This window comes from Ligilactobacillus salivarius DSM 20555 = ATCC 11741 (genome assembly GCF_001435955.1).
Lineage (GTDB): Bacteria > Bacillota > Bacilli > Lactobacillales > Lactobacillaceae > Ligilactobacillus > Ligilactobacillus salivarius.
In genome coordinates, this window is the sequence record NZ_AYYT01000003.1 from 135,091 (window position 1) to 159,852 (window position 24,762).

Genomic DNA, 24,762 nt, shown 5'->3' on the forward strand with positions numbered 1-24,762 from the left:
GGTGAATTATTAAATGAATTGACCCTATATGTAAAAAAAAGGTATAATTAATAATTAGATATTTAGAAAAGGTAGGAGTGTTCTCATGGATTTAGAACAAATGAAAGTTCGTCAGAAGCATATTCGGAATTTTTCCATTGTGGCACATATTGATCACGGAAAATCAACTCTAGCTGATCGAATTTTAGAAATGACTGATACAGTAACCAAAAGAGAGATGCAAGATCAACTTTTAGATTCAATGGAATTAGAGAGAGAACGAGGCATTACAATTAAATTAAATGCTGTTGAATTGCACTATCATGCAAAAGACGGTGAGACATATATTTTTCACTTGATTGATACACCGGGACACGTTGATTTTTCATATGAAGTTTCTAGATCTTTAGCAGCTTGCGAAGGAGCTGTATTAGTTGTTGACGCTGCACAAGGGGTAGAAGCGCAGACTTTAGCAAATGTATATCTAGCTTTAGATGATGATTTAGAAATTGTACCGGTTATTAATAAGATAGATTTACCTTCAGCAGATCCAGAACGTGTTCGTCAAGAAATTGAGGATGTGATAGGACTAGATGCTTCTGAAGCTGTTTTGGCTAGTGCTAAAAAGGGAATTGGAATTGAAGAAATGTTAGAACAAATAGTGCAGAATGTTCCCGCTCCTGACGGGGATTTAGAGGCACCGTTGAAAGCTTTAATTTTTGATTCTGTTTATGATGATTATCGAGGGGTAGTTCTAAGTATTAGAGTTGTTGAAGGAACTGTAAAGCCTGGTGATAAAATTCGTTTGATGAATAGTGGCGCCGAATATGAAGTAGTTGAAGTTGGTGTGAATTCACCTAAACCATTAAAGAGAGATTTTTTAATGGCTGGAGACGTGGGATATCTTACTGCAAGTATAAAAGATATTCAGGATACACGAGTAGGTGATACTGTAACAAATGCTAATAATCCGACAGCAAAGCCACTCGAAGGATATCGTGAAATGAATCCTATGGTATATTCAGGATTGTACCCAACAGATAACGCTAAATATAATGATTTACGAGAAGCGTTAGAAAAATTGCAATTAAATGATGCTGCTTTAGAGTTTGAACCAGAAACTTCACAAGCTTTAGGATTTGGTTTCAGATGTGGTTTTTTAGGTTTGTTGCATATGGATGTTGTTCAAGAAAGATTAGAACGAGAATTTAATATGGACTTAATAACAACTGCTCCTTCTGTAACATATGATGTTGAATTAACAGATGGTACACATATTAATGTATCTAACCCATCTGAAATGCCAGAAACACCACTAATTAAGCAAATTAATGAACCATACGTTAAAGCAGAGATAATGGTACCAAATGACTATGTTGGCGCTGTAATGGAGTTATGCCAACGAAAACGTGGTACTTTTGTAACTATGGATTATCTAGACGATTATCGTGTTAATGTTATTTATGAAATACCATTATCTGAAATAATTTTTGACTTCTTCGACAAGTTGAAATCTAGCACACGTGGTTATGCGTCATTAGATTACGAGTTAGATGGAACTAGACCAAGTGATTTGGTGAAAATAGACATACTTCTTAATGGTGATAAAGTAGATGCTCTAAGTTTTATTTCTCATAGACAATTTGCTCAAGCGAGAGGTAGAGTAATAGTTGATAAACTTAAGACTATCATACCACGTCAAAATTTTGAAATTCCTATTCAAGCTGCTATTGGAGCTAAAATAATAGCTAGAACTAATATAAAAGCTTATCGTAAAGATGTAACAGCAAGAATTCATACTGGTGATCCAGATAGACGTGCTAAATTACTAGATAAACAAAAACGTGGTAAAAAGAGAATGAAAGCAGTAGGTACAGTAGATGTACCTCAAGCTGCATTTATGGCTGTATTGAAGACAGATGAAGAAATAAAGTAAAATATATTTTTTTAGAGTACTGGATGAGTTAATAACATTCCAGTACTCTTTTTTATAGGAAAATTATATTAAGTTATGAAGTAGGTAATATATAATTTATATTAAATATATTTTTGAATGCTCTTGACAAAGAAAAAATGGAGAACTAAAATATAATAGATGAATAATTTTGGGCATTCGCCAAATTGGTAAGGCAGTGGACTCTGAATCCATAATTTACAGGTTCGAACCCTGTATGCCCAATCTTTTTATTAATTGAATACTATATTTTAAGGATAAATCTTACATAGATTTATCCTTTTATTTTTTTATTGAAAATAAATTTATAAATAGATTGGAAATTAATAAGTTATATGTAATATTTAAAAGTAACGCACATAAAGCAATGAGAAAAAAATAAGGTGTATAGGAATATATTTCTAATATAACAGTTAGATTAGTTCATAGTTCATCAGTATCCATTGTAACTTTATATAACATTAAATTTGGATATTCACGAAATAATATATATTTTCAATGTTTTTATATTGAATTTATCTATTAAACAAAATATCATGTATCATTTTGTGACAATATTGTGGTATAATATTTTCATAAATCATAGTAAGGAGAACGAACATGAAGAAGTTTATTACATTTTTAAGTATTATTAGTAGTTTAATCTTTCTTTCATTTTTTGTTAAACCACAGTTAGTTCATGCAGATGAAAAAACATATACAATAGCTACTGATGTAACATTTCCACCATTTGAATATGCAAATGATAGTAATAAATATGTCGGAATTGATATTGACTTGATGAATGCTATAGCTAAAGAAGAAGGATTTAAAGTGGATCTGAAGCCAATTGGTTTTAACGCTGCTTTGCAATCTGTTAGTGCTGGACAAGTTGATGGAATGATCGCAGGAATGACAATTACAGATGAACGTAAGCAAAAATTTGATTTTTCGAAACCATATTATTCATCTGGTATTGTTATGGCTGTAAAACCTGACAGTAGTATTAAAAGTTTAAAACAGCTACGCGGAAAGAAAGTAGCTATAAAAACGGGGACTTCAGGTGCGGATTATGCTAATTCTATAAAAGATAAATATGGATTCAAGACTGTAACTTTTGATGATTCAGATAATATGTATAATGATGTAAAAAATGGGAATTCTGTTGCATGTTTTGAAGACAGTGCTGTTTTAGAATATGGTATTAGCACAGGTTTAGGATTAAAAATAGTAACTAAACCAGCTAATTCTGGTAATTTTGGTTTTGCTGTAAAAAAAGGAACACACCAGGAATTGATGAATAAATTCAATGATGGTTTAGATAAACTTAAGAAAAATGGAAAATACCAAAAGATAATTGAAAAATATACAGGTAAAAGTGCAATTTCAGCTACTAAAGAGGCTAATGAAAAGAAAAGTAAAGATAGTCATACTGTCTTAGGACTATTAAAACAAAATAAAAAGGCCTTCTTAGATGGAATAGTAGAAACTTTAAAGTTGACAGTAGTTGGGATTATAGGTGCAACTATTTTTGGGATTCTAATAGGAATGTTAGGTGTTGTGCCAAACAAGTTTGCTCAAGGTATTTCTACAACAATAATTTATATTTTTAGAGGACTTCCATTGTTAGTTCTAGCTTTGTTTATTTACAATGGTATTCCTAGTTTAACAGGATCAAAAATTCCAGCATTTATCGCCGGAATTATTACATTAACTTTAAACGAAGGTGCATATACTGCAGCCTTTGTGAAGGGTGGAATTGAGGCCGTAGATAAAGGTCAAATGGAAGCAGCTAGAAGTTTGGGACTTTCATTTGGCAAATCCATGAGAAAAGTTATCTTACCTCAAGGTGTTAAAATTATGATTCCATCTTTCATTAATCAGTTTATAATTACATTAAAGGATACTTCAATTTTATCTATTATAGGTATATTAGAATTAACTCAAACTGGTAAAATCATTATTGCCAGAAACTTAGAAGGTTTTAGAATTTGGGGTATTATAGCAATAATGTACCTATTAATAATTACAATTTTGACTTTATTATCCAAATGGATTGAACGGAGGATAAATAACTAATGACAGATTTAAAAGTAGATGTTACAGATTTAAAAAAGAATTATGGTAGTAATCATGTATTAAAGGGAATCAATTTTAAAGTAAAAAATAATGAAGTTGTAGTTTTAATTGGACCATCTGGTTCAGGGAAAAGTACGTTGTTGAGATGTCTAAATAAATTAGAAGAACCTACGAGTGGTTCAATTATCATTGACGGACATGATATAAGTGATCCTAAGACTGATATAGATAAAGCACGTGAAAATATCGGTATGGTTTTCCAACACTTTAATCTATTTAATAACTTAACAGTAGGTGAAAATATTACTTTGGCACCAGTAGAGCTCGGAAAGCTAGAAAAGGAACAAGCCGAATTTGTAGCTAAGAATTTATTAGAAACAGTAGGCTTAGCTGATAAATATGATGCAATGCCTGCTTCATTGTCTGGTGGTCAAAAGCAAAGAGTTGCTATAGCAAGAGCATTAGCAATGAAACCAGATATTATGCTATTTGATGAACCTACTTCGGCTCTAGATCCTGAAATGGTTGGAGATGTTCTTGAAGTAATGAAAGAATTAGCTAAAGATGGAATGACTATGGTTGTTGTAACACATGAAATGGGATTTGCTAAAGAAGTTGCAGATAGAGTTGTTTTTATGGCTGATGGACATGTGATGGAAGAGGGCACTCCTGAAGAGGTATTTGATAATCCACAAAATGAAAGAACTAAAGCATTTTTAGACAAAGTAATTAATGTCTAGAGTATAAAAAGATTGGAATTAAATAATCGCTAAAGATTGCATTGTTTTAATAATGGCGATCTTTAGCGATTTTTATTTTATTATTCATAAGATAATTCGACAAGATATACATTTCTATCAGTTAAATGAGCCGTACTAGCCCAAACTTCATGGTATCCACGTAATTGGCGACCAGTCATTTGAAAGAAATCGTCTAATAATTTTCCATGTTGAGAAATGAAGTCAAGCTTTAATCTATTAACCATAAGGCTATTATCAGGGAAATATATTTCTGCATCTGAAACCTTAACTTTATCAGAAATAAATAGTCTAATAACATTATCGTAAGCGGGAATGGCCTTTACTAAATCATCAGGATGTCTTTTAATATAAGATAAGATGAAGAATAGAGAATCTGAATTACTTGCCAAAACACAAAAACTCCTTTGCACAATCATTTAATATTCATTGTATCATTTTTAGAGTACACTTAGTATATAAAATAAAGAAAAGAGAGAATAGGATGTTTGAAAGAACTTGTGATTTAATAGAAAATTTATATAAAGACAACATTGTTCCTGGTGTATCATATGCTGTAATAAAGCCCGGAGAAGTATTAACTAAAGTTATAGGAAACAGTCAGTTGATTCCTAAAGTAGAAAAACTAAAAGCAGGCATGTTATATGATATGGCTTCTTTAACTAAAGTTGTAGGAACTACGACTGTAATTTTAAAGTTAGTTGAAGATAACAAGATATCAATTGATGACAAAGTGATGGATTATCTACCATTATTTAAAGATGATAGAGTTACAATTAGACATTTATTAACTCATACTTCAGCATTAAATGGGTATATACCACACCGAAATGAGCTAAATGCACAAGAGTTAATTAAGGCGATGTACACTCTAAAAGTAGGAGACTGGTTAGGAAAAAAAGTGATATACACAGATACAGGATTAATATTATTAGGAGAAATAATTCAAAAAATATATAATAAACCTGTACAGACAGTTATAACGCAAGAAGTGTTACAACCATTGCAGCTATTTGAAAGTACATTCAATCCGGATCCGAGATTGTGTGTTCCTACTGAGGTTCAAAAAAATGGTAAAGTCTTGAAAGGGGTTGTACATGATCCTAAAGCTAGAATTTTAGGTAAATATTGTGGATCAGCTGGTCTATTTATGTCGTTAAATGATTTGATTAAGTTTTCTAATTGGATTATAGATAATTCAAAAAACAAAGTATTAAAAGACAAGACAATATCTAAATTGTTTAATGATTGGACTCCTAACGGGACTTTGGGGCGATCGCTAGGCTGGGATTTAAGGTATAGAAACGATAGAGTTCCATGTATTTATCATACAGGATATACTGGTACATTCGTTTTAATAGATAGAGATAGTGGATGTGGATTAATAGTATTGAGTAATAGGGTTCATCCAAGTTCTAATAATCAAATCTTTTTAGATAGAAGAGATATAATTATATCTACTTTTCTTGATGAAATTATTAATTAAAAAATAATAGGAGGCTGGGAAAAACTATATTTTCAGATGAATTTTAGAAAATAGTTATATTAAAACCCGCTAGGAATCAACGTTTTTAGTAACGTGATTTCTAGCGGGTTTTAAGTCTTGAGACTATTTTCCTAGTGAGACTATTTTCCTAGCCTCTATTTGTTTTAGTAGGTAGGTTTGATTTCTAGAGCTTGTTGTTTTGATAAATCAGCATCTGGATATTTTCTTTGTAAAGCAGTAATTAATATACGTTTAGCTAATTCACCATTTCTAGCTAAGATAGGTCCATGGAAGTAAGAACAGTACGTATTTTTAAAAATAGCACCTTCAGTTTTGTCTTTTCCATTATTTCCATGTCCACTTACAACAGTACCTAGAGGTCGCTCATTTTTTCCTAAATATGTGACTCCATTATGATTTTCAAAGCCATGATATTCTTGGTTAGTTTCTTCGTTTTTAATAACAATATCTCCGATGAAACGATTATTATCTTGACTTTCAGTATAATGGTCTAAGGCATGAATACCTTCAATTTTTTGACCGTCAGCCCCAATATAGTATTGACCTAGTAATTGATACCCACCACAAATGGCAAGCATTGGCCCGCCATCATGTATATATTTAGTCAATGCTTCTTTTTTTGATTGAATATCTTTTGAAACAATCATCTGCTCGTAATCTTGGCCACCACCAAAAAAGGCAATATCATACTTTTCAGGATTAAATTCTTGATTTAAGGAGATAATATCAACTTTTAAATTGGTGTCCATTTGTTTAGCATAATAGCGTAAAGCAAGGATATTTCCGATATCACCATAAGTGTTTAATAAGTCACCGTATAGATGAGCTAAATTTAGTGAATATTTCATGATTAATCCATGCCTCCTTTAATATAACCTTGTTCAGATAATAATTTACGTAACTGTAACACAGCAGTATAAGTTGCTAAAACATAAATATGCTTAGTTGGCATTTTTTTAATATTTTCAAGCACGTCAGGAAGTTTTTCTTCTTGAGAGAAATTTTCTTCAGGTACACCAGCGACTCTCAATCTAAAAGTAATATCGCGATATCTTTCACCACCAGTTAAAATAGCTGGTATCTTATCAAATGGAAGAGATTCAAAACTTCCATCCCAAATCCAGCTAGTATCGATACCGTCAGCATAGTTAGCATTTAATAACACTGCTAAAGAAAATGGTTCTGTATCGGTTTTTATCATATCAAGTACTTGATCTAGACCAACTGGATTTTTAATCAAGACCAATGTTAGTTCTTTATCACCTATCTTGATAACTTCTTGTCTTCCAAAGACTTTTTCATCGTTACTGCTTAAAGCATGTGCTATCTGTTGAGGTGAAACGCCTAATTCATTTCCGACAGCATATGCTGCTAAAGCATTATAAATATTATATGTTCCACCTATATGAAGTGAGATGTTAGTATTATCGATTTCAAAAGTCGAGCTTTGAGGACTTTGACTTAGAATACGGTTCATTCGATAAGAAAGTTTTGGACGTTTGAAATCGCAGTTAGGACAATAATATTTCCCCAAATTACTGTAACTTCTATTCTTATAGTGTAGAATATGTTGGCATTTAGGACATAATAAACTGTCTGTGTTAGCCGGTGCCATTTGTTCTCTATCTGCTTTATCATCAAATCCGTAATAAATAACTTTATTTTTTAATTCTCTACTATTGAAGATAGGAGCGTCACCGTTAGCAATAACGAGTGCATCGGGATGCATATTAATACCTTTTAATATTTTATCGTAAGTGGTATATATTTCACCATATCTATCCATTTGATCACGGAATAAGTTTGTCATGACATAGATAGAAGGGGATATATATTGAGATATAATTGGAACATTGGCTTCATCAGTTTCTAATACTGCAAGTTTTTTTCCACTCTTTGTTTTTTGAGCGGTTAAAAAGGCGGATACAATACCTTGTTTCATATTAGATCCACTAGGGTTAGTTAAAATGTTGGAGTATTTTTCACCTAAAACTTTAACAGTTAAAGCAGTAGTTAACGTCTTGCCATTAGTACCTGTGATGATAACTATTTCATAATCTTTTGCTAGACTTTTTAAAACATCAGGATCAATAGCTAAAGTAATCTTTCCAGGTAAAGAAGTACCACCATTTGTAAATTTGTGTAAAAACCAATGTGAAGTTTTTCCTGCCGTAATGGCAACTGAACTTTTCAAACTCATTTTAAAGTTCCTCCAGATATATGTTTGATAAAAAAACATAAGAATTTAATAATACTAAAAAATATGATAGCATAAATTTGTGGTTGTGCATATCAAAAGGACTATATTGAAAGGCAGAGATATTGTAAATTTAAAGAATGTTGAAAGTTTAAAATTAAAAAGAGTTGTTGATCATAATTATTAATTATAAAAAAGCATGATATAGGCTTGTTTTTAGTCTATGAAATAATCTATACTAGACTAGGAAATTTTATTCAATGGAGTGATTTTTTGTGGCTCAACTTTTTTTTCGCTATGGAGCGATGAATAGTGGTAAGACAATCGAAATCCTTAAAGTTGCACATAATTATGAAGAACAAGGGAAAAATGTTATTATCATGACAAGTGGTTTGGATAATCGCGATGGTTATGGTTATGTTTCTAGTCGTATAGGTTTGAAAAGAAAAGCTATTCCAGTTGTTAGTGAAACTAATATTAAAGATCTAGTAGAACAATCTTCTTTAGAGCCTGCCTGTATTTTAGTTGATGAGGCACAATTTTTAGAAAAACATCATGTATTGGAATTAACTCAGATTGTAGATGAACTGAATATTCCTGTAATGACTTTTGGGTTAAAAAATGATTTTATGAATGAGTTGTTTGAAGGATCTAAATATCTTTTATTATATGCTGACAAAATAGAAGAAATGAAGACAATTTGTTGGTTTTGTAATAAAAAGGCTATTATGAATTTAAGAATGCATGATTCTAAACCGGTATATAGTGGTGAACAGATAATGATTGGTGGTAATGAATCTTATTATCCAGTATGTAGAAAACATTATTTTAATCCACCTATTAATAATTTAGAAAAAGATGAAGGAGAAATAAATGGATAAGTTATTTGATAGATTGCAGATGTTAGAAGATAGATATGAAGAATTAGGTGAACTTCTATCAGATCCCGATGTAATTTCAGATACAAAGCGTTTTACAAAGTTATCTAAAGAAATGGCTGACTTAAGAGAAACTGTTGAAAAATATAATAAATATAAAGAAGTAACACAACAAATTTCTGATGATGAAGAGATGCTAAGTGATGGATTAGATGATGAAATGGCATCTTTAGTGAAAGAAGAATTGTCAAATGCTAAGGATGAGAAGGTAAAGCTAGAAGAAGAAATTAAAATTTTATTACTACCTAAAGATCCTAATGATGACAAGAACATTATTATGGAAATTAGAGGGGCTGCTGGTGGTGATGAAGCTAGTTTATTTGCTGCAGATTTATTTTCTATGTACAGCAAGTATGCTGAACGCCAAGGATGGTCAATTGAAGTCATTGACAAGAACGTAACAGAAGTTGGTGGCTTTAAGGAAATAGCACTTATAATTAACGGTAATAGTGTATGGTCTAAGTTAAAATATGAAAGTGGTGCTCACCGAGTTCAAAGAATACCAGTAACAGAATCTGCAGGACGAGTACATACATCAACTGCGACAGTTGTTGTTATGCCTGAAGAAGAAGATGTAGAAATTGAGCTAGATCCTAAAGATATCCGAGTAGATGTTTATCGTTCATCCGGTGCTGGTGGACAGCATATTAATAAAACATCTTCTGCCGTACGTATGACTCACTTACCTACAGGTATAGTCGTTGCTATGCAAGATCAACGTTCTCAACAACAAAACAGAGAAAAAGCAATGAAAATATTAAAAGCTCGTGTATACGACTACTACGCTCAACAAGAACAAAGCGAATATGATGCAAATCGTAAATCTGCAGTTGGTACAGGGGATAGATCTGAGAGAATTAGAACTTATAACTATCCTCAAAATAGAGTTACAGATCATCGTATAGGTTTATCATTAAATAAATTAGACCGCATCATGAATGGTGAGTTAGAGGATGTTATTGATGCTTTAATTTTATTTGAGCAAACTAAAGCAATGGAGAAGTTGGAAAATGAATAATCCAACATTTTTTGAAGTCCAGAAATGGGCTTTTTCTTGTATAAAGGGAAATGGTGGTACATTAGAAGATGTAGATTACTTAATATGTGGTCAAATGGGTTGGAATAAAACACAATTGTTGATGAATTACCGGACACGTATTGATGATAAAAATTACCAAGAACTACAAGAAAAGATAGAATTGTATAATCAAGATTATCCCCTACAGTATTTAATAGGTTATCAGGATTTTTATGGTTTGAGACTAAAAGTTACGAAGGATACATTAATACCACGCCCAGAAACTGAAGAACTTGTGGATTGGATTTTAAATGATAATTCAAAAAATGAGAACTACGATGTCTTAGATGTTGGTACAGGAACTGGAGCGATAGGATTAGCACTAAAATCTATACGAAGTAACTGGAATATTTTTTTATCTGACATTTCTGAACCTGCATTAAAAGTAGCTAAAGAGAATGCTCAAAATTTAAATTTAGATGTATCATTTTCTACAAGTGATTTATTTGAAAAAATTGAAGGAAAAAAAGATATCATTGTTTCTAATCCACCATATATTTCGGAAAACGAAAAAATTTATATGGACAAGAGTGTTTTGAATTATGAACCTCATCAAGCTTTATTTGCAAAAAATAATGGACTAGAAATATATGAAAGAATTGCAAATGAAAGTGGTAAACTTCTTAAACAAGGTAGCAAAATCTATATGGAGATAGGATTTTTACAGGGAAAGGCAGTAAAAAAAATCTTTAAAGATAGTTTTCCAAATTCGGAAATTACTTTAAAGAAAGATATCAATGGTAATGATAGAATGATCTGTGTAAAAATTTAGAGGAAGAAGGAGATTTTTTGTTAATCACAAAAATTTATAAACCAAGTGAGTTTAATGAAGCTGCAAAAGAATTACGTCTAGGAGAACTTGTAGCTTTTCCAACAGAAACAGTATATGGATTAGGAGCAGATGCTACTAATGAACAAGCAGTAAAGAGGGTTTATTTGGCTAAAGGAAGACCATCAGATAATCCTTTGATTGTGACTGTATCATCACTAGAGATGGTAAAAAGATTTGTTCCATCGTTAAGTAAAGAGGTAGAAAAGATAATAGAAAAATTCTGGCCGGGTTCATTGACAATTGTACTAAAAATAAAAGATGGTAGTTTATCTAAGACAGTAACAGGTGGTTTGAAAACTGCTGCGTTTAGAATGCCTAAAAATGAAACTACATTAAACTTGATAACAGCATTAGGTAATCCTATTGTAGGCCCTTCAGCAAATTCTTCGGGAAAGCCAAGTCCCACGACTGCTCAGCACGTTTATCATGATTTAGAGGGAAGAATTGCAGGTATTTTAGATGATGGACCTACTGATGTCGGTGTAGAGTCAACAATTATTGATATGAGTACAGAAATACCAACAATTTTAAGACCAGGAGCAGTAACAGCAGAAGAAATTGAAAAAGTCATAGGTAAAGAAGTATATAGTGATAAACATAAAGTTAAAGAAAATGAAATACCTAAAGCTCCGGGAATGAAATATAAGCACTATGCTCCATCAGCACAAGTGTTAATAGTTAATAAAGATAATTGGAATAGTGCACTACAGTGGGCAAATGAAAATAAAAATCAGGTAGGAATATTAGCTGATGATGAAGTATTGAGTAAAGCCTTAGAAAATAAAACTTATTCATTGGGAGAAAATGTAGAAAGTGCAGCTAAGAATCTTTTTGCAGGGCTTAGATATTTTGATGATGACAATCAGATTAAGTATATTTTAGCCGAAGCGTTTCCTGAAGAAGGTGTCGGTTTAGCATATATGAATCGTTTAAAAAAATCAGCCGGTAATCAATTTTATAATAAATAGAGTAATTATTTATTAATATGGTAGAAATTAGATGTGATATCATATAAAATTAGTAGAGAAAATTATATTAATTAAATCAAGGGAGCGTTAAACATGGGAAAGTTTCAAGTATTAGATCATCCATTAATTCAACACAAATTATCAATTATTAGAGATAAAAATTGTGGAACAAGAGAATTTAGACAATGTGTAAATGAAATAGCTGAATTAATGGTTTATGAAGTTTCTAGAGATATGCCTTTAGAAGATGTAGAAGTAGAAACACCAATTACAAAAGCAACTACTAAACGACTAGCTGGTAAAAAAGTGGTAGTAGTTCCAATTTTACGTGCTGGTATTGGAATGGTAGATGGTATCTTGGAATTAATCCCAGCTGCTAAAGTAGGTCATATAGGCATGTATCGTGATGAAGAGACACTACAACCACATGAATATTTTGTGAAAATGCCAGATGACTTAGAAAATCGTGAAATGATAATTGTTGATCCAATGTTAGCAACTGGTGGTTCAGCAATCATGGCTGTTGATGCACTCAAAAAGCGTGGTGCAAAATCTATAAAATTTGTTTGCTTAGTTGCTGCTCCAGAAGGTGTTAAAGCATTTCGTGAAGCACATCCAGATGTAGATATTTATTCAGCTTCATTAGATGAATATCTAAATGAAGACGGATATATTGTTCCTGGATTAGGCGACGCAGGTGATAGATTATTTGGTACTAAGTAAATAATTAGTTTGTTAGTATTTTAATTATTAATAATTACTTTTAAAATGATGATTTATTGAATTTAAATGCGATAAATCATCATTTTTGTATTATTTTTCTCAAATTGACTTTTGTAATTTTATCAAAATGGTGGTATTATCTTTTTAGTATTCGAAGATTTATCCCGTCTTTGAATGCATACCAGTTGTTTTAAGCTCACTGGACAAAATTTGAAAAGAGGTGAGACTTGGTGAATGAAGGAACTCAAATTGTAGAGTTTTTTGGAATTCCTTTTAATGTTGGTAATATTGTTTCTGGATTAGTTTCAGCGGTAATAGTATTCGTAGTATTATTTTGGTTATCTCGTAAAATTCAAATGAAACCTGTTGGTAGACAAAATGTTTTAGAATGGGTTGTAGATTTTACAAATGGTATTATAAAGAATGCTTTACCAGATGAAGAAGGAAAGCAGTTTGGTTTGTTAGCCTTTACCTTATTTGTTTTCATCTTTATCTCTAATCAGTTGGGATTAATAATAGAGCTTACGTTTAATGGAGTTGAATATGTGAAAAGTCCCACATCTTCTCCATTAACAACGTTAACTCTAGCATTTATGATACTAGTGTTATCCCATTATTTAGGAGTAAAGAAATTTGGTTTTAAGGGATATTTTAAAAATACATTCCTTAGTCCAATGCCAGCATTATTACCTATTAGTATTTTTGAACAATTTACTAATTTTATAACATTGGCATTGCGTTTATATGGTAATATTTATGCCGGTGAAGTTTTGCTAAAATTAATTTACAATATGGCAAACTCTAAAGGTGTATTAACATATATACCTGCAATTCCATTGGAAATTATATGGCAGGGATTCTCTGTCTTTATCGGAAGTATCCAAGCCTATGTCTTTGTCACATTGACAATGGTATACATCTCTCAAAAAGTTGAAAAAGAGTAATCGAGGAGGATTTTAATTATGAGTGCTTTAGCATTAATTGGTGCAGGTTTAGCTGCTGCAGGTGCTGCTATTGGTGGTGCTATTGGTAACAGTCTTGTTATTTCTAAAATGTTGGAAGGTATGGCTCGTCAACCAGAACTTTCAAATCAATTACGTAGTAATATGTTCATTGGTGTTGGTTTGGTTGAAGCTACACCTATCTTAGCTATTGTTGTTTCTTTCTTGCTTGTTGCAAAAGGATAATTCTCAATTTAATTAATTTAACAAATATTGGATTGAGGAGGTGTCAATAGTAATGAACACAACATTTTTACTAAGTGCTACTGAACAAGGTGTTGCATGGGGAGATTTTATTTTCTACATCGTAACGTTCTTGATTTTGCTTGCTCTAGTTAAAAAGTTTGCATGGACTCCTATCACGGATATGATGGAAAAACGTGCAACAAAAATCTCTAATGATATTGATTCTGCTGAACAAGCGCGTCAAAAAGCAGAAGAGTTAGTTGAAAAACGAGATCTTGCTTTGAAAAACTCTCGTTCAGAAGCTTCTCAAATTATTGATCGTGCAAAGAAAAATGGAGAACAACAAAAGGCTAATATTGTAAGTTCAGCACATGAAGAAGTTCAGACAATGAAAGCTAATGCTAAGAAGGATATTCAACAAGAACGCCAAGAAGCATTAGATAGTGTAAAAAATGATGTGGCAGAGTTATCTATTGAAATTGCTTCGAAGATTATTCGTAAAGAACTAACTGCTGATGACCAAAAGGCCTTAGTTGATTCATATATCGAAGGGTTGGGAAAGCAAAATGAAACTAGATAATGAAACGATAGTACATCGTTATGGAAAAGCCTTATTTGAACTTGCTGAAGAAATGAAAATAAGGAATGAATTTCATTCTGAATTGCAAGAATATAAGAAGATACTCCAGAATGAACCACAGTTAAAAGTCTTTATGAGTAGTAATCAAATTAGTCCTGAAGCTAAATTAAAGATTATGGAAATTTTGAAGAAGGATTCTTCAAAGTTAATGACTAATCTTTTAGATATGCTCTATGACTATGGTAGAATTACTAATTTAGAAGGCATTATTGATGAATTTGACAGATTAAATGACGAATTCGAAAAGACAGTGCGTGCATCAGTCATAACTGCTATCGAATTAGATGAAGAACGCAAACAAAAACTAGCCTCTTCATTTGCTAATGTTGTTGGTGCAAAAAAAGTCATTATTGACCCTATTATCGATCCTGAGATTATAGGTGGAGTTATTTTGAAATCTGAAAGCTACATCTATGATGGATCTATTAAAACAAAAATTGCACGCATTAAACGTCTATTATTAAAATGATTTAAAGAGGTGAGACTTTTATGAGCATTAAGGCTGAGGAAATCAGTGCTCTGATTAAACAACAATTAGCAAATTATCAAGATGAGCTTACTGTTGATGAAGTTGGTACTGTTACTTATGTTGGTGACGGAATTGCTCGTGCTAATGGTTTAGACAATGCGCTTGCTGGCGAATTGGTTGAATTTGATGATGGTACTTACGGTATGGCTCAAAACCTTGAATCTAATGATGTAGGTATCATTATTTTAGGTTCTTTTAAAGGAATTCGTGAAGGAGATACTGTTAAACGTACAGGTCGAATCATGGAAGTTCCAGTTGGTGAAGAGCTAATTGGTCGAGTTGTAAACCCATTAGGACAACCTATTGATGGTTTAGGTGAAATTAAAACAAATAAAACACGTCCAGTTGAAAGAAAAGCTCCAGGTGTTATGGAACGTCAATCAGTTACAGAACCATTACAAACAGGTTTGAAAGCTATTGATGCATTAGTTCCAATTGGTCGTGGACAACGTGAATTAGTTATTGGTGATAGAAAGACTGGTAAGACATCAGTTGCTATCGATACAATCATAAATCAAAAAGATCAAGATATGATCTGTATTTATGTAGCTATTGGTCAAAAGGACTCAACAGTTCGTACATCTGTAGAAACTTTACGTAAATTTGGTGCTATGGATTATACAATTGTTGTTTCTGCTGGCCCATCATCACCAGCACCATTATTGTACCTAGCTCCTTATGCTGGTGCTGCTATGGGTGAAGAATTTATGTTCAATGGTAAGCATGTTTTGATAGTATATGATGATCTTTCAAAGCAAGCTGATGCTTACCGTGAATTATCTTTGATTCTAAGAAGACCACCTGGTCGTGAAGCTTATCCTGGTGATGTTTTCTACTTACATTCACGTTTATTAGAGCGTGCTGCTAAGTTAAGTGACGAATTAGGTGGAGGATCAATGACGGCATTGCCGTTTATTGAAACAAAAGCAGGGGACGTTTCTGCTTATATTCCAACTAATGTTATTTCTATCACAGATGGTCAGATTTTCTTAGACAGTGATCGTTTCTATTCAGGTATTCGTCCAGCTATTGATGCTGGTACATCTGTTTCACGTGTTGGTGGTAACGCACAAGTTAAAGCTATGAAGAAAGTTGCTGGTACTTTACGTACAGACTTGGCATCTTATAGTGAATTAGAATCATTTGCTCAATTTGGTTCTGATTTAGATGAAGCAACACAAGCAAAATTGAATCGTGGACGTCGTACAGTTGAAGTACTAAAACAACCACTTCATAAACCACTTCCTGTTGAAAAACAAGTATTGATATTATACGCATTAACACACGGATTCTTAGATCCAGTTAAAGTTGATGATATTTTACCATATCAAGATGGTTTATTTGATTATTTTGATGCAAATCATAAAGATTTACTTGACGAAATAGCAAATACAGGTAAACTACCTGAAACTGAAAAATTAGATGCTGCAATCAAAGAATATGCAGCTACATTCCAAGCTAGCGAAAAATAAGAAAGGTTGGTGAAAACTAATGCCAGCTTCTCTACAAGAAGTTAAACGTCGAATTGAATCGACTAAAAAAACTAGTCAAATTACCAGTGCGATGCAGATGGTTTCAACTGCTAAGCTTAGTCAAATTCAAAAGCATGCGACTAGTTATCAAGTTTATGCCACCAAAATTCGCAGTGTTATAACACATCTTTCTAAATCACATTTACTAGATTCAGTAAATACTACTAGTAAAAATAGTGATGGAAAGGTAAACACTCTAGGAATGTTAAGGCAGCGTCCAGTAAAAACTACAGGGATTGTTGTCATTACTTCTGACCGTGGTTTAGTTGGAAGTTACAATAGTAATGTTATTAAAGAAACTCTCGAACTTATAGAAAATAATCATCATAGTACTGAAGATGTAGCTATTATAGCTATTGGAGGTACTGGAGCAGATTTCTTTAAGAAGAGAGGTTATAACGTTGCTTATGAGTACCGAGGAATAAGTGATATTCCTACTTACAAAGATGCTAGACCTTTAGTAGAGGCAATTGTAAGTATGTATGATAAAGAAGTATATGATGAATTATTCGTTTGTTACAGTCATTTTGTAAATACATTAACATCAGAATTTAGAGCTGAAAAAATGTTACCAGTTTCAGCTGAAAACATGGGACATGATGACTTAACAAGTAACGATGAAGGCTACAGTATTGAATACGAAACTGAGCCTTCTGAAGATGCAATATTAGAAGTAGTTTTGCCACAGTATGCTGAATCTTTGGTATATGGTGCAATTCTTGATGCTAAAACATCTGAACATGCATCAAGTTCTACTGCAATGAAATCTGCATCTGATAATGCTAAGGATATTATTTCTTCATTAGAATTGCAGTATAATCGTGCTCGTCAAAGTGCTATTACTACTGAAATCACAGAAATTACAGGTGCTCAGGCTGCCTTAGAATAGTAAAAAATTGGGAGGAATAAACTAATGAGTTCTGGTAAAGTAGTTCAAGTTATCGGACCCGTTGTTGATGTTCAATTTCCTCTAAGTGAATCATTACCAGATATTGACGATGCTTTGAAAGTGAAACGTGAAGACGGTACAGAATTAGTTATCGAAGTTGCACTTGAGCTTGGTGACGGTATTATGCGTACTGTTGCTATGGACTCCACTGATGGTTTAAAGCGTGGAGCTGAAGTTGAAGGTACAGGGGCATCTATTAGTGTTCCTGTTGGTAAAGATACACTTGGACGTGTATTTAACGTTTTAGGAAATACCATTGATAATGGGCCTGAATTTGATGAGGATCATCCACGTAATCCTATTCATCGTGATGCTCCTAAATATGATCAATTGAGTACAGGGATTGAAATCCTTGAAACAGGTATAAAAGTTATTGACCTTTTAGCACCTTATATTAAAGGTGGTAAAATTGGTTTGTTCGGTGGTGCCGGTGTTGGTAAGACTGTTTTGATTCAAGAGTTAATTCATAATATTGCTCAAGAACATAACGGTATTTCAGTATTTACTGGTGTTGGTGAACGTACTCGTGAAGGTAACGATTTATACTTTGAAATGAAAGAATCTGGCGTTTTGGAAAAAACAGCCATGGTATTCGGACAAATGAATGAGCCACCTGGAGCCCGTATGCGTGTGGCTCTTACAGGGTTAACATTAGCTGAATATTTCCGTGATGTTGAAGGTCAAGATGTGTTATTATTTATTGATAACATTTTCCGCTTCACACAAGCTGGTTCTGAAGTTTCGGCTTTGTTGGGACGTATACCTTCTGCCGTTGGTTATCAACCAACACTTGCAACTGAAATGGGTCAATTACAAGAACGTATTACTTCTACTAAGAAAGGTTCTGTAACTTCTATTCAAGCTGTTTATGTTCCAGCTGATGACTATACTGACCCTGCACCTGCAACAACATTTGCTCACTTGGATGCTACAACTAACTTGGAACGTTCTTTAACACAACAAGGTATTTATCCAGCTGTGGATCCATTAGCATCTACTTCAAGTGCTTTAACACCTGAAATTGTTGGTGAAGAACATTATGAGGTTGCTACAGAAGTGCAACATGTATTACAACGTTATCGTGAATTACAAGATATCATTTCTATTTTAGGTATGGATGAATTATCTGATGAAGAAAAGATTATTGTTGCACGTGCACGTCGTATACAATTCTTCTTATCACAAAATTTCCATGTTGCTGAACAATTTACAGGTAACCCTGGTTCTTATGTTCCTGTTGAAGAAACAGTAAAAGGATTTAAAGAAATTTTAGAAGGTAAGTATGATAATCTTCCTGAAGAAGCCTTCAGATTAGTTGGTGGAATCGAAGATGTAGTTGAAAAAGCTAAGAAACTTGCTGGCAATAATTAAGGAGGTAACGTCTGATGGATGAAAAATCTATATTGACGATAAATGTCGTTACTCCTGATGGAAGTGTTTATGAAAATACTACGGATTTAGTTATTTGTAAAACTACTGTAGGTGAAATAGGTATAATGCCTAATCACTTACCATTGCTGGCTTCTTTAGCTATTGATGAAGTTCGAGTAAAAGTTGATGATGAAAATTTTGATGAAATTGCTGTTAGTGGCGGATTTGTGGAATTTTCAGACAATACTTTATCTGTTGTTGCTTCAGCTGCCGAAAGAAAAGAAACTATTGATGTTTCTCGTGCGGAACGTGCTAAGCAACGTGCTGAAAAGCGTATTGAAGAAGCTAAGAACGAAAATAATGACATTGATTTACGTAGAGCTGAAGTTTCCCTACGTAGAGCTATAAATCGATTGAACATTTCAAAACACTAATCATAATAGAAAGACAGTATTTTTTGGATACTGTCTTTTTTATGTAGAAAAATTTAAAATTTTATAAAAATCATGACTTAATTTATAAATTATGCTATTATGAGTTCGATTAGTTTAGAAAGGAATAATATTAATATGTATTTAGGATTAATGGCAGTAGTTACAATTATTAGTCATTTTTTCTTCATAACACTCGTTTTTATAAGTTTTCAGGGATTAAGACTAGATTATTTTTTTAGTAAGGAAAAACAAGGAAAATTCCGATTAGCACTTGTACTTTTTTCTGTAGCTATCGGGTATTTAGCAAGTGAATTCTTCTTAAGTTTTATCGATAGTATTCGCAATTTGCTATTTTTAATTAAGTAATGCAGAGTGAGGAATTGTAATGGAAAAAATTGTAGTTCGTGGTGGAAATAAGTTAGAAGGAGAAGTAGAAATTGAAGGAGCTAAAAATGCAGTTCTTCCTATCTTAGCTGCAGCAATCTTGCCCAGCGAAGGAAGAACGATTCTAACTAATGTTCCAATGCTATCTGATGTATATACTATGAATAATGTAATCAGATTTTTAAACGTTAAGGTTGGCTTTGATGAAAATGAAAAATCAGTTGAAATAGACGCAACTGGTAAATTATCATATGATGCACCATTCAAGTATGTTTCTAAAATGAGAGCATCGATTGTTGTGTTAGGACCATTATTAGCACGATTAGGCAAAGCTAGAGTAGCAATGCCTGGAGGATGTGCTATAGGTTCTCGTCCAATAGACTTACATTTAAAAGGATTAGAATTGTTAGGAGCTAAAATTGAGCAACATAATGGTTACATAGATGCACATACCGATGGAAGATTGGTGGGAGCAAATATTTATTTAGATTTTCCAAGTGTTGGTGCTACTCAAAATATTATGATGGCTGCTACTCTAGCTAAGGGCACAACTATTATTGAAAATGTTGCAAGAGAGCCAGAAATTGTAGATTTGGCTAATGTTTTAAATAAGATGGGAGCTAAAGTTTACGGAGCGGGTACTGAAAAAATCAAAATTATAGGTGTAGAAAGTTTACACGGAACTGAACATGCTATTATTCAAGATAGAATAGAAGCTGGAACATTTATGGTTGCTAGTGCTTTAACCCAAGGAAATGTTTTAATTAAAGAAGCAATTGCAGAACATAATATCCCATTGATTTCTAAACTAGAGGAAATGGGTGTAAAAGTTATCGAAGAAAATGAAGGCATTCGAATAATAGGACCTGAAAAATTGAAACCAACTACAGTTAAAACTTTACCTCATCCGGGTTTTCCTACGGATATGCAACCACAAATTTCAATTTTGCAACTAGCTGCTGAGGGAACAAGTATTTTAACTGAAACTGTGTTTGAAAATAGATTCATGCATTTAGAAGAATTGAGAAGAATGAATGCTGATTTTAAAGTAGAAGGGAATTCGGTAGTTCTTCATGGGCCAACTGATTTCAATGGTGCCGAGGTAGCTGCTACTGATTTAAGGGCTGCAGCTGCGTTAGTTTTAGCAGGATTAGTTGCGAAAAATATTACTCAAGTTACTAATCTAAAGTATCTTGACAGAGGATATTATCATTTCCATCAAAAATTAGCTTCTTTAGGTGCTGATATTAAGAGAATTGATGATATTACTGATAGATCATTTGAAATAAAAAAGGAAAAATTAAAAAACGTCAATAACTTACAATAACTAAGTTCTTAATCCGTTAAATCAAATAAGATGGTTTAACGGTATTTTAGTGTTTTTAAATAGGAATTAAAATTAAAATTTAATCTTGTCTATGGTATAATAAGCTAGATATATTATTAATTTGATAAATAAAATTTAGTAAAAGGAGATTTCTCTTATGGTGAAGGATATAGGTATCGACTTGGGTACTGCTAATGTTTTAATAAATGTTAAAGGTAGAGGTATTGTCCTTAATGAGCCATCAGTTGTTGCTATAGATACTAAGAGTGGCAGGGTTCTTTCTGTTGGATCTGAAGCATATCAAATGGTTGGTAGAACACCTAGTAATATTCGTGCAATTCGTCCTTTAAAAGATGGAGTAATTGCTGATTTTGATATGACTGAGCAAATGTTGTCCTACTTTATAAAAAAATTAAACGTTAAAGGTTTCATGTCTCGTCCTAACATTTTAATTTGTTGTCCTACTAACACTACAGATATTGAAAGAAAAGCAATTAGACAAGCAGCGGAAAAATCTGGTGGTGGTAGTAAGGTATACTTGGAAGAAGAACCTAAAGTTGCAGCAATTGGTGCAGGTTTAGATGTTTTCCAACCACATGGAAATATGGTAATTGATATCGGTGGTGGGACTAGTGATATAGCAGTACTATCACTAGGAGATATTGTTGTAAGTCGTTCATTACGTGCAGCTGGAGATAAATTAAATAGTGATATCGCAAATTACGTAAGAAATAAACATAACTTAATTATAGGTGAAAGAACTGCTGAAAAAGTAAAAATGGAAATAGGTTCTGTACTAAAAGGACACAGAGATGAAACATTTAGTGTACGTGGTAGAAATGTAGTTGATGGATTACCTAAGACTATTACGATGACTTCTGATGAAACGGAAGAAGCAATGCATGATACGATGCAAGCTATGATTTCTGCTGCTAAAGATCTATTAAGTACGACTCCTCCAGAATTAGCTTCAGATATCATTGATAGAGGAATTGTTATTACTGGTGGTGGTGCGTTGTTAGATGGAATAGACATGTTGTTCTCAGAGAATTTGAAGGTACCAGTTATGATTTCAGAAACTCCATTGGATGATGTTGCTTTAGGAACAGGAAAATTACTTGACCATATTGAAAAATCAAATTAATAAGGGAATAATATTCTTAATAAGATGTTATCAAAAGTATATTTCTCCTATGTTTCCACCAACGTGTAGATATTATCCAACTTGTTCTAACTACGCAATAGATGCAATAAAAAAGCATGGTGTTGTTAAAGGAATTATAATGGGGATTTTTAGGATTTTGAGATGTAATCCATTTGTAGAGGGTGGAGTAGATGTTGTTCCGGAGAAGTTTACAATTTTTAGAAATGATGATAAGTAGGAGGATTTTTTGTGTCGAAACGAGAAAAGAATATTGAAATACTTGAAGTCGAAAAAATTGTTGATAATAATACAATTACAGAACTAACTACTAAGGATCAAGAAGTGATCGGTAGAATTTTGCAAGATGGAAAAAGATATATTGCAGAATTGAAAAATGGTGAAACTTTTAGAGTCAGTTCACAAGCTGAAGCAATGGAAATTTTATTAAGAGAATATCATTTGCATAGATAATAAGCTACGAACAGTAAAAGTTAATAGCGTACCAATATAACTAATTTGTTAGACAAAGGAGAAGGATAGTAGTGCAGGATAGACAGTCGCGAGAACGTCGTGAAGAAGAAGACGCACGAATAGATTGGGGAATCATTCTATCTGTTATGGTTCTTGCAATAATAGGAATGCTTTCAATTTATGTTGCTGCAAGTCATGACACTAGTACAATGAGTGTACCAAGAACACTTATTTCTCAAGCTATGTGGTATGCAATAGGGATAGGTGCAATTATATTTATTATGCAGTTTGATGCTGAACAATTGTGGAAAGTAGCCCCTATTGCGTATGGTTTAGGTATTACTTTGTTAGTTTTGGTTTTGATTTTTTATAGTAGAGCTTATGCTTTAAAGACTGGGGCTAAAAGTTGGTTGGCTTTCGGGCCTTTGACTTTTCAACCGTCTGAAGTGATGAAACCTGCCTATATTTTAATGTTAGGTAGGGTGGTTGCACAGCATAATGCAGAGTTTTATGAACATACTATTAAAACAGATTGGAATTTAATAGGAAAGTTGGCTCTATGGACATTACCGGTTGCTGTATTGTTGAAATTACAAAATGACTTCGGTACAATGTTAGTTTTCTTTGCTATTCTCAGTGGTGTGATTTTAGTTTCAGGTGTTTCTTGGAAGATATTAGCGCCTCTTTTTGGAGGTGCTGCCTTCTTAGGAACCGCAGGTATTTTATTAGCTGTTTATGGGAGAAATTTATTAATGGCAATAGGTTTCAAAGCCTATCAATTTGCTAGAATTGAAGCTTGGTTGAACCCATCTGCATCCACTACGGGTAATAGTTATCAATTATGGCAAAGTATGAAAGCTATTGGATCAGGACAGTTATTTGGTACTGGATTTAATCATTCTAATGTATATGTTCCTGTTAGAGAATCGGATATGATATTTTCTGTTATAGGTGAAAATTTTGGATTCATTGGTGGATGCATTTTGATTTTTATATATCTATTACTTATTTTCCAAATGATTCAGGTTACCTTTGATACTAGAAATGAATTTTATGCGTATATTTCTACAGGTGTTATTATGATGATCTTATTCCACGTTTTTGAAAATATTGGTATGAGTATTGGATTATTACCATTAACAGGTATTCCTCTACCATTTATAAGCCAAGGTGGATCTGCTTTAATTGCAAACATGATAGGTATAGGATTAATAATGTCCATGAGATACCATAATAAGAGCTATATGTTTAGCAGTAGTAAGGAATTTCGTTAATACATACTGAGGTGAGAATAAATTATGTTAAAGGTTTATTGTTATAAAAAATGTAGTACATGTAAAAAAGCAATTAAATGGCTAGATAATCATAGTATTGATTATAAATATTATGAGATTACTGAAGAAAGACCTCAGGAAGATTTATTCAAGTTATGGTTACAAGATACAGAAAAAAAGGTAACATATTTCTTTAATACTAGTGGTAACTTATATAGAACAATGAATCTAAAAGATAAATTGAAGGAGTTATCAATCGAAGAAAAAGCAAAGTTGTTAGCTGACAACGGAATGTTAATCAAAAGACCTTTAGTAATAAAAGATGATGGTAGTGTGCTTTGTGGCTTTAAAGAAGAAAAGTACAAAGAATTTTTATAAAAAGTAATTCTAAAATTGAAAATTCGAACTATAATTTATTAATCTAATAATTATGGTTCGAATTTTTTTATTAGATTAATATGATAATTTACTTGTGGTGCAATCTAATTTTTAATACAATAATGACAGAAGGAAATTATGGGGAGGTAG

General features: G+C 32.6%; 27 protein-coding genes and 1 tRNA gene. 25 read left to right on the forward strand and 3 right to left on the reverse strand.

The features are described 5' to 3' along the window. The first annotated feature begins 85 nt into the window (after nucleotides 1-85). From lepA to FC55_RS03015, 4 genes are all read left to right on the forward strand, one after another. Entirely contained in the window at nucleotides 86-1,915 is a 1,830-nt protein-coding gene (lepA, locus tag FC55_RS03000; protein ID WP_003699919.1) for a translation elongation factor 4, read from the forward strand. A 170-nt stretch (nucleotides 1,916-2,085) separates the two neighbouring features. Beyond that, nucleotides 2,086-2,158 (forward strand) — tRNA-Gln (locus tag FC55_RS03005). 375 nt (nucleotides 2,159-2,533) lie between these two features. Beyond that, nucleotides 2,534-3,991, forward strand: a complete 1,458-nt coding sequence (locus FC55_RS03010; protein ID WP_003699921.1) for an amino acid ABC transporter substrate-binding protein/permease — start codon at nucleotides 2,534-2,536, stop codon at nucleotides 3,989-3,991. Further along, complete coding sequence (locus FC55_RS03015) at nucleotides 3,991-4,731, forward strand: amino acid ABC transporter ATP-binding protein (RefSeq protein WP_003699922.1); 741 nt, start codon at nucleotides 3,991-3,993, stop codon at nucleotides 4,729-4,731. Before FC55_RS03010 ends, FC55_RS03015 begins: the two co-directional genes overlap by 1 nt. Before the next feature lie 80 nt (nucleotides 4,732-4,811). On the opposite strand, the gene FC55_RS03020 is transcribed toward FC55_RS03015, so the two are convergent. Further along, nucleotides 4,812-5,141 (reverse strand): hypothetical protein, encoded by a 330-nt coding sequence (locus FC55_RS03020; RefSeq protein WP_003704574.1) that lies wholly within the window; start codon nucleotides 5,139-5,141, stop codon nucleotides 4,812-4,814. A gap of 92 nt (nucleotides 5,142-5,233) precedes the next feature. On the opposite strand from FC55_RS03020, the gene FC55_RS03025 reads away from it, so the two are divergent. After that, on the forward strand, nucleotides 5,234-6,235 hold the full coding sequence (locus tag FC55_RS03025; RefSeq protein WP_003699924.1) for a serine hydrolase domain-containing protein: 1,002 nt from the start codon (nucleotides 5,234-5,236) through the stop codon (nucleotides 6,233-6,235). A gap of 164 nt (nucleotides 6,236-6,399) precedes the next feature. On the opposite strand, the gene FC55_RS03030 is transcribed toward FC55_RS03025, so the two are convergent. Continuing rightward, nucleotides 6,400-7,104, reverse strand: coding sequence for a type 1 glutamine amidotransferase (locus tag FC55_RS03030; RefSeq protein ID WP_003699925.1), 705 nt, complete (start codon nucleotides 7,102-7,104; stop codon nucleotides 6,400-6,402). Between the two features lie 2 nt (nucleotides 7,105-7,106). Further along, the gene (locus FC55_RS03035) at nucleotides 7,107-8,456 is read right to left on the reverse strand and encodes a Mur ligase family protein (protein ID WP_035149698.1); all 1,350 of its coding nucleotides are present in this window, start codon (nucleotides 8,454-8,456) and stop codon (nucleotides 7,107-7,109) included. Nucleotides 8,457-8,728: 272 nt separating this feature from the next. On the opposite strand from FC55_RS03035, the gene FC55_RS03040 reads away from it, so the two are divergent. From FC55_RS03040 to FC55_RS03135, 20 genes are all read left to right on the forward strand, one after another. Then, nucleotides 8,729-9,334 (forward strand): thymidine kinase, encoded by a 606-nt coding sequence (locus tag FC55_RS03040; RefSeq protein WP_003699928.1) that lies wholly within the window; start codon nucleotides 8,729-8,731, stop codon nucleotides 9,332-9,334. After that, on the forward strand, nucleotides 9,327-10,409 hold the full coding sequence (prfA, locus tag FC55_RS03045) for a peptide chain release factor 1 (protein ID WP_003699930.1): 1,083 nt from the start codon (nucleotides 9,327-9,329) through the stop codon (nucleotides 10,407-10,409). Before FC55_RS03040 ends, prfA begins: the two co-directional genes overlap by 8 nt. Beyond that, entirely contained in the window at nucleotides 10,402-11,241 is an 840-nt protein-coding gene (gene prmC / locus FC55_RS03050) for a peptide chain release factor N(5)-glutamine methyltransferase (RefSeq protein ID WP_003699932.1), read from the forward strand. Before prfA ends, prmC begins: the two co-directional genes overlap by 8 nt. A gap of 17 nt (nucleotides 11,242-11,258) precedes the next feature. Then, nucleotides 11,259-12,269, forward strand: coding sequence for an L-threonylcarbamoyladenylate synthase (locus FC55_RS03055; protein ID WP_003699933.1), 1,011 nt, complete (start codon nucleotides 11,259-11,261; stop codon nucleotides 12,267-12,269). Between the two features lie 93 nt (nucleotides 12,270-12,362). Further along, on the forward strand, nucleotides 12,363-12,992 hold the full coding sequence (gene upp / locus FC55_RS03060; RefSeq protein ID WP_003699935.1) for a uracil phosphoribosyltransferase: 630 nt from the start codon (nucleotides 12,363-12,365) through the stop codon (nucleotides 12,990-12,992). Between the two features lie 230 nt (nucleotides 12,993-13,222). After that, nucleotides 13,223-13,936 carry a F0F1 ATP synthase subunit A gene (gene atpB, locus FC55_RS03065; RefSeq protein ID WP_003699936.1) on the forward strand — a complete coding sequence of 238 codons (714 nt, stop codon included), beginning with the start codon at nucleotides 13,223-13,225 and terminating at the stop codon, nucleotides 13,934-13,936. 18 nt (nucleotides 13,937-13,954) lie between these two features. Next, complete coding sequence (gene atpE, locus FC55_RS03070; RefSeq protein WP_003699937.1) at nucleotides 13,955-14,179, forward strand: F0F1 ATP synthase subunit C; 225 nt, start codon at nucleotides 13,955-13,957, stop codon at nucleotides 14,177-14,179. A 52-nt stretch (nucleotides 14,180-14,231) separates the two neighbouring features. Then, entirely contained in the window at nucleotides 14,232-14,759 is a 528-nt protein-coding gene (gene atpF, locus FC55_RS03075; RefSeq protein ID WP_003699938.1) for a F0F1 ATP synthase subunit B, read from the forward strand. Beyond that, a complete protein-coding gene (gene atpH, locus FC55_RS03080) occupies nucleotides 14,746-15,288 on the forward strand; it encodes an ATP synthase F1 subunit delta (RefSeq protein ID WP_003699940.1) in 543 nt (180 codons plus the stop codon). Before atpF ends, atpH begins: the two co-directional genes overlap by 14 nt. A gap of 20 nt (nucleotides 15,289-15,308) precedes the next feature. Next, nucleotides 15,309-16,820 carry a F0F1 ATP synthase subunit alpha gene (gene atpA / locus FC55_RS03085; RefSeq protein ID WP_003699942.1) on the forward strand — a complete coding sequence of 504 codons (1,512 nt, stop codon included), beginning with the start codon at nucleotides 15,309-15,311 and terminating at the stop codon, nucleotides 16,818-16,820. A 19-nt stretch (nucleotides 16,821-16,839) separates the two neighbouring features. Then, nucleotides 16,840-17,769 (forward strand): F0F1 ATP synthase subunit gamma, encoded by a 930-nt coding sequence (locus tag FC55_RS03090; protein WP_003699944.1) that lies wholly within the window; start codon nucleotides 16,840-16,842, stop codon nucleotides 17,767-17,769. A 24-nt stretch (nucleotides 17,770-17,793) separates the two neighbouring features. Then, nucleotides 17,794-19,200: a F0F1 ATP synthase subunit beta gene (gene atpD / locus FC55_RS03095; protein ID WP_003699945.1), complete on the forward strand. Its 1,407-nt coding sequence runs from the start codon at nucleotides 17,794-17,796 to the stop codon at nucleotides 19,198-19,200. Between the two features lie 14 nt (nucleotides 19,201-19,214). Continuing rightward, entirely contained in the window at nucleotides 19,215-19,634 is a 420-nt protein-coding gene (locus FC55_RS03100; protein ID WP_003699947.1) for a F0F1 ATP synthase subunit epsilon, read from the forward strand. Nucleotides 19,635-19,784: 150 nt separating this feature from the next. Next, a complete protein-coding gene (locus FC55_RS03105) occupies nucleotides 19,785-20,000 on the forward strand; it encodes a DUF1146 family protein (protein WP_223656965.1) in 216 nt (71 codons plus the stop codon). A 19-nt stretch (nucleotides 20,001-20,019) separates the two neighbouring features. Then, entirely contained in the window at nucleotides 20,020-21,345 is a 1,326-nt protein-coding gene (gene murA / locus FC55_RS03110; protein ID WP_003699949.1) for a UDP-N-acetylglucosamine 1-carboxyvinyltransferase, read from the forward strand. Nucleotides 21,346-21,502: 157 nt separating this feature from the next. After that, nucleotides 21,503-22,489: a rod shape-determining protein gene (gene mreB, locus FC55_RS03115; RefSeq protein WP_003699950.1), complete on the forward strand. Its 987-nt coding sequence runs from the start codon at nucleotides 21,503-21,505 to the stop codon at nucleotides 22,487-22,489. After that, nucleotides 22,464-22,727 (forward strand): membrane protein insertion efficiency factor YidD, encoded by a 264-nt coding sequence (gene yidD / locus FC55_RS03120; protein ID WP_034983417.1) that lies wholly within the window; start codon nucleotides 22,464-22,466, stop codon nucleotides 22,725-22,727. Before mreB ends, yidD begins: the two co-directional genes overlap by 26 nt. An 11-nt stretch (nucleotides 22,728-22,738) precedes the next feature. Next, nucleotides 22,739-22,960, forward strand: coding sequence for a DUF2969 domain-containing protein (locus FC55_RS03125; RefSeq protein WP_003699952.1), 222 nt, complete (start codon nucleotides 22,739-22,741; stop codon nucleotides 22,958-22,960). A 71-nt stretch (nucleotides 22,961-23,031) separates the two neighbouring features. Beyond that, a complete protein-coding gene (locus FC55_RS03130; RefSeq protein WP_003699953.1) occupies nucleotides 23,032-24,234 on the forward strand; it encodes an FtsW/RodA/SpoVE family cell cycle protein in 1,203 nt (400 codons plus the stop codon). Between the two features lie 24 nt (nucleotides 24,235-24,258). Beyond that, nucleotides 24,259-24,612, forward strand: a complete 354-nt coding sequence (locus FC55_RS03135; RefSeq protein WP_003699954.1) for a Spx/MgsR family RNA polymerase-binding regulatory protein — start codon at nucleotides 24,259-24,261, stop codon at nucleotides 24,610-24,612. Nucleotides 24,613-24,762: the final 150 nt, after the last annotated feature.

Coding starts and splice junctions, on each gene's coding strand:
- lepA (WP_003699919.1), top strand. CDS start 86: ATGGATTTAGAACAAATGAAAGTTCGTCAGAAGCATATTCGGAATTTT.
- FC55_RS03010 (WP_003699921.1), top strand. CDS start 2,534: ATGAAGAAGTTTATTACATTTTTAAGTATTATTAGTAGTTTAATCTTT.
- FC55_RS03015 (WP_003699922.1), top strand. CDS start 3,991: ATGACAGATTTAAAAGTAGATGTTACAGATTTAAAAAAGAATTATGGT.
- FC55_RS03025 (WP_003699924.1), top strand. CDS start 5,234: ATGTTTGAAAGAACTTGTGATTTAATAGAAAATTTATATAAAGACAAC.
- FC55_RS03030 (WP_003699925.1), bottom strand. CDS start 7,104: ATGAAATATTCACTAAATTTAGCTCATCTATACGGTGACTTATTAAAC.
- FC55_RS03035 (WP_035149698.1), bottom strand. CDS start 8,456: ATGAGTTTGAAAAGTTCAGTTGCCATTACGGCAGGAAAAACTTCACAT.
- prfA (WP_003699930.1), top strand. CDS start 9,327: ATGGATAAGTTATTTGATAGATTGCAGATGTTAGAAGATAGATATGAA.
- prmC (WP_003699932.1), top strand. CDS start 10,402: ATGAATAATCCAACATTTTTTGAAGTCCAGAAATGGGCTTTTTCTTGT.
- upp (WP_003699935.1), top strand. CDS start 12,363: ATGGGAAAGTTTCAAGTATTAGATCATCCATTAATTCAACACAAATTA.
- atpE (WP_003699937.1), top strand. CDS start 13,955: ATGAGTGCTTTAGCATTAATTGGTGCAGGTTTAGCTGCTGCAGGTGCT.
- atpF (WP_003699938.1), top strand. CDS start 14,232: ATGAACACAACATTTTTACTAAGTGCTACTGAACAAGGTGTTGCATGG.
- atpH (WP_003699940.1), top strand. CDS start 14,746: ATGAAACTAGATAATGAAACGATAGTACATCGTTATGGAAAAGCCTTA.
- atpA (WP_003699942.1), top strand. CDS start 15,309: ATGAGCATTAAGGCTGAGGAAATCAGTGCTCTGATTAAACAACAATTA.
- FC55_RS03090 (WP_003699944.1), top strand. CDS start 16,840: ATGCCAGCTTCTCTACAAGAAGTTAAACGTCGAATTGAATCGACTAAA.
- atpD (WP_003699945.1), top strand. CDS start 17,794: ATGAGTTCTGGTAAAGTAGTTCAAGTTATCGGACCCGTTGTTGATGTT.
- FC55_RS03100 (WP_003699947.1), top strand. CDS start 19,215: ATGGATGAAAAATCTATATTGACGATAAATGTCGTTACTCCTGATGGA.
- FC55_RS03105 (WP_223656965.1), top strand. CDS start 19,785: ATGGCAGTAGTTACAATTATTAGTCATTTTTTCTTCATAACACTCGTT.
- murA (WP_003699949.1), top strand. CDS start 20,020: ATGGAAAAAATTGTAGTTCGTGGTGGAAATAAGTTAGAAGGAGAAGTA.
- mreB (WP_003699950.1), top strand. CDS start 21,503: ATGGTGAAGGATATAGGTATCGACTTGGGTACTGCTAATGTTTTAATA.
- FC55_RS03135 (WP_003699954.1), top strand. CDS start 24,259: ATGTTAAAGGTTTATTGTTATAAAAAATGTAGTACATGTAAAAAAGCA.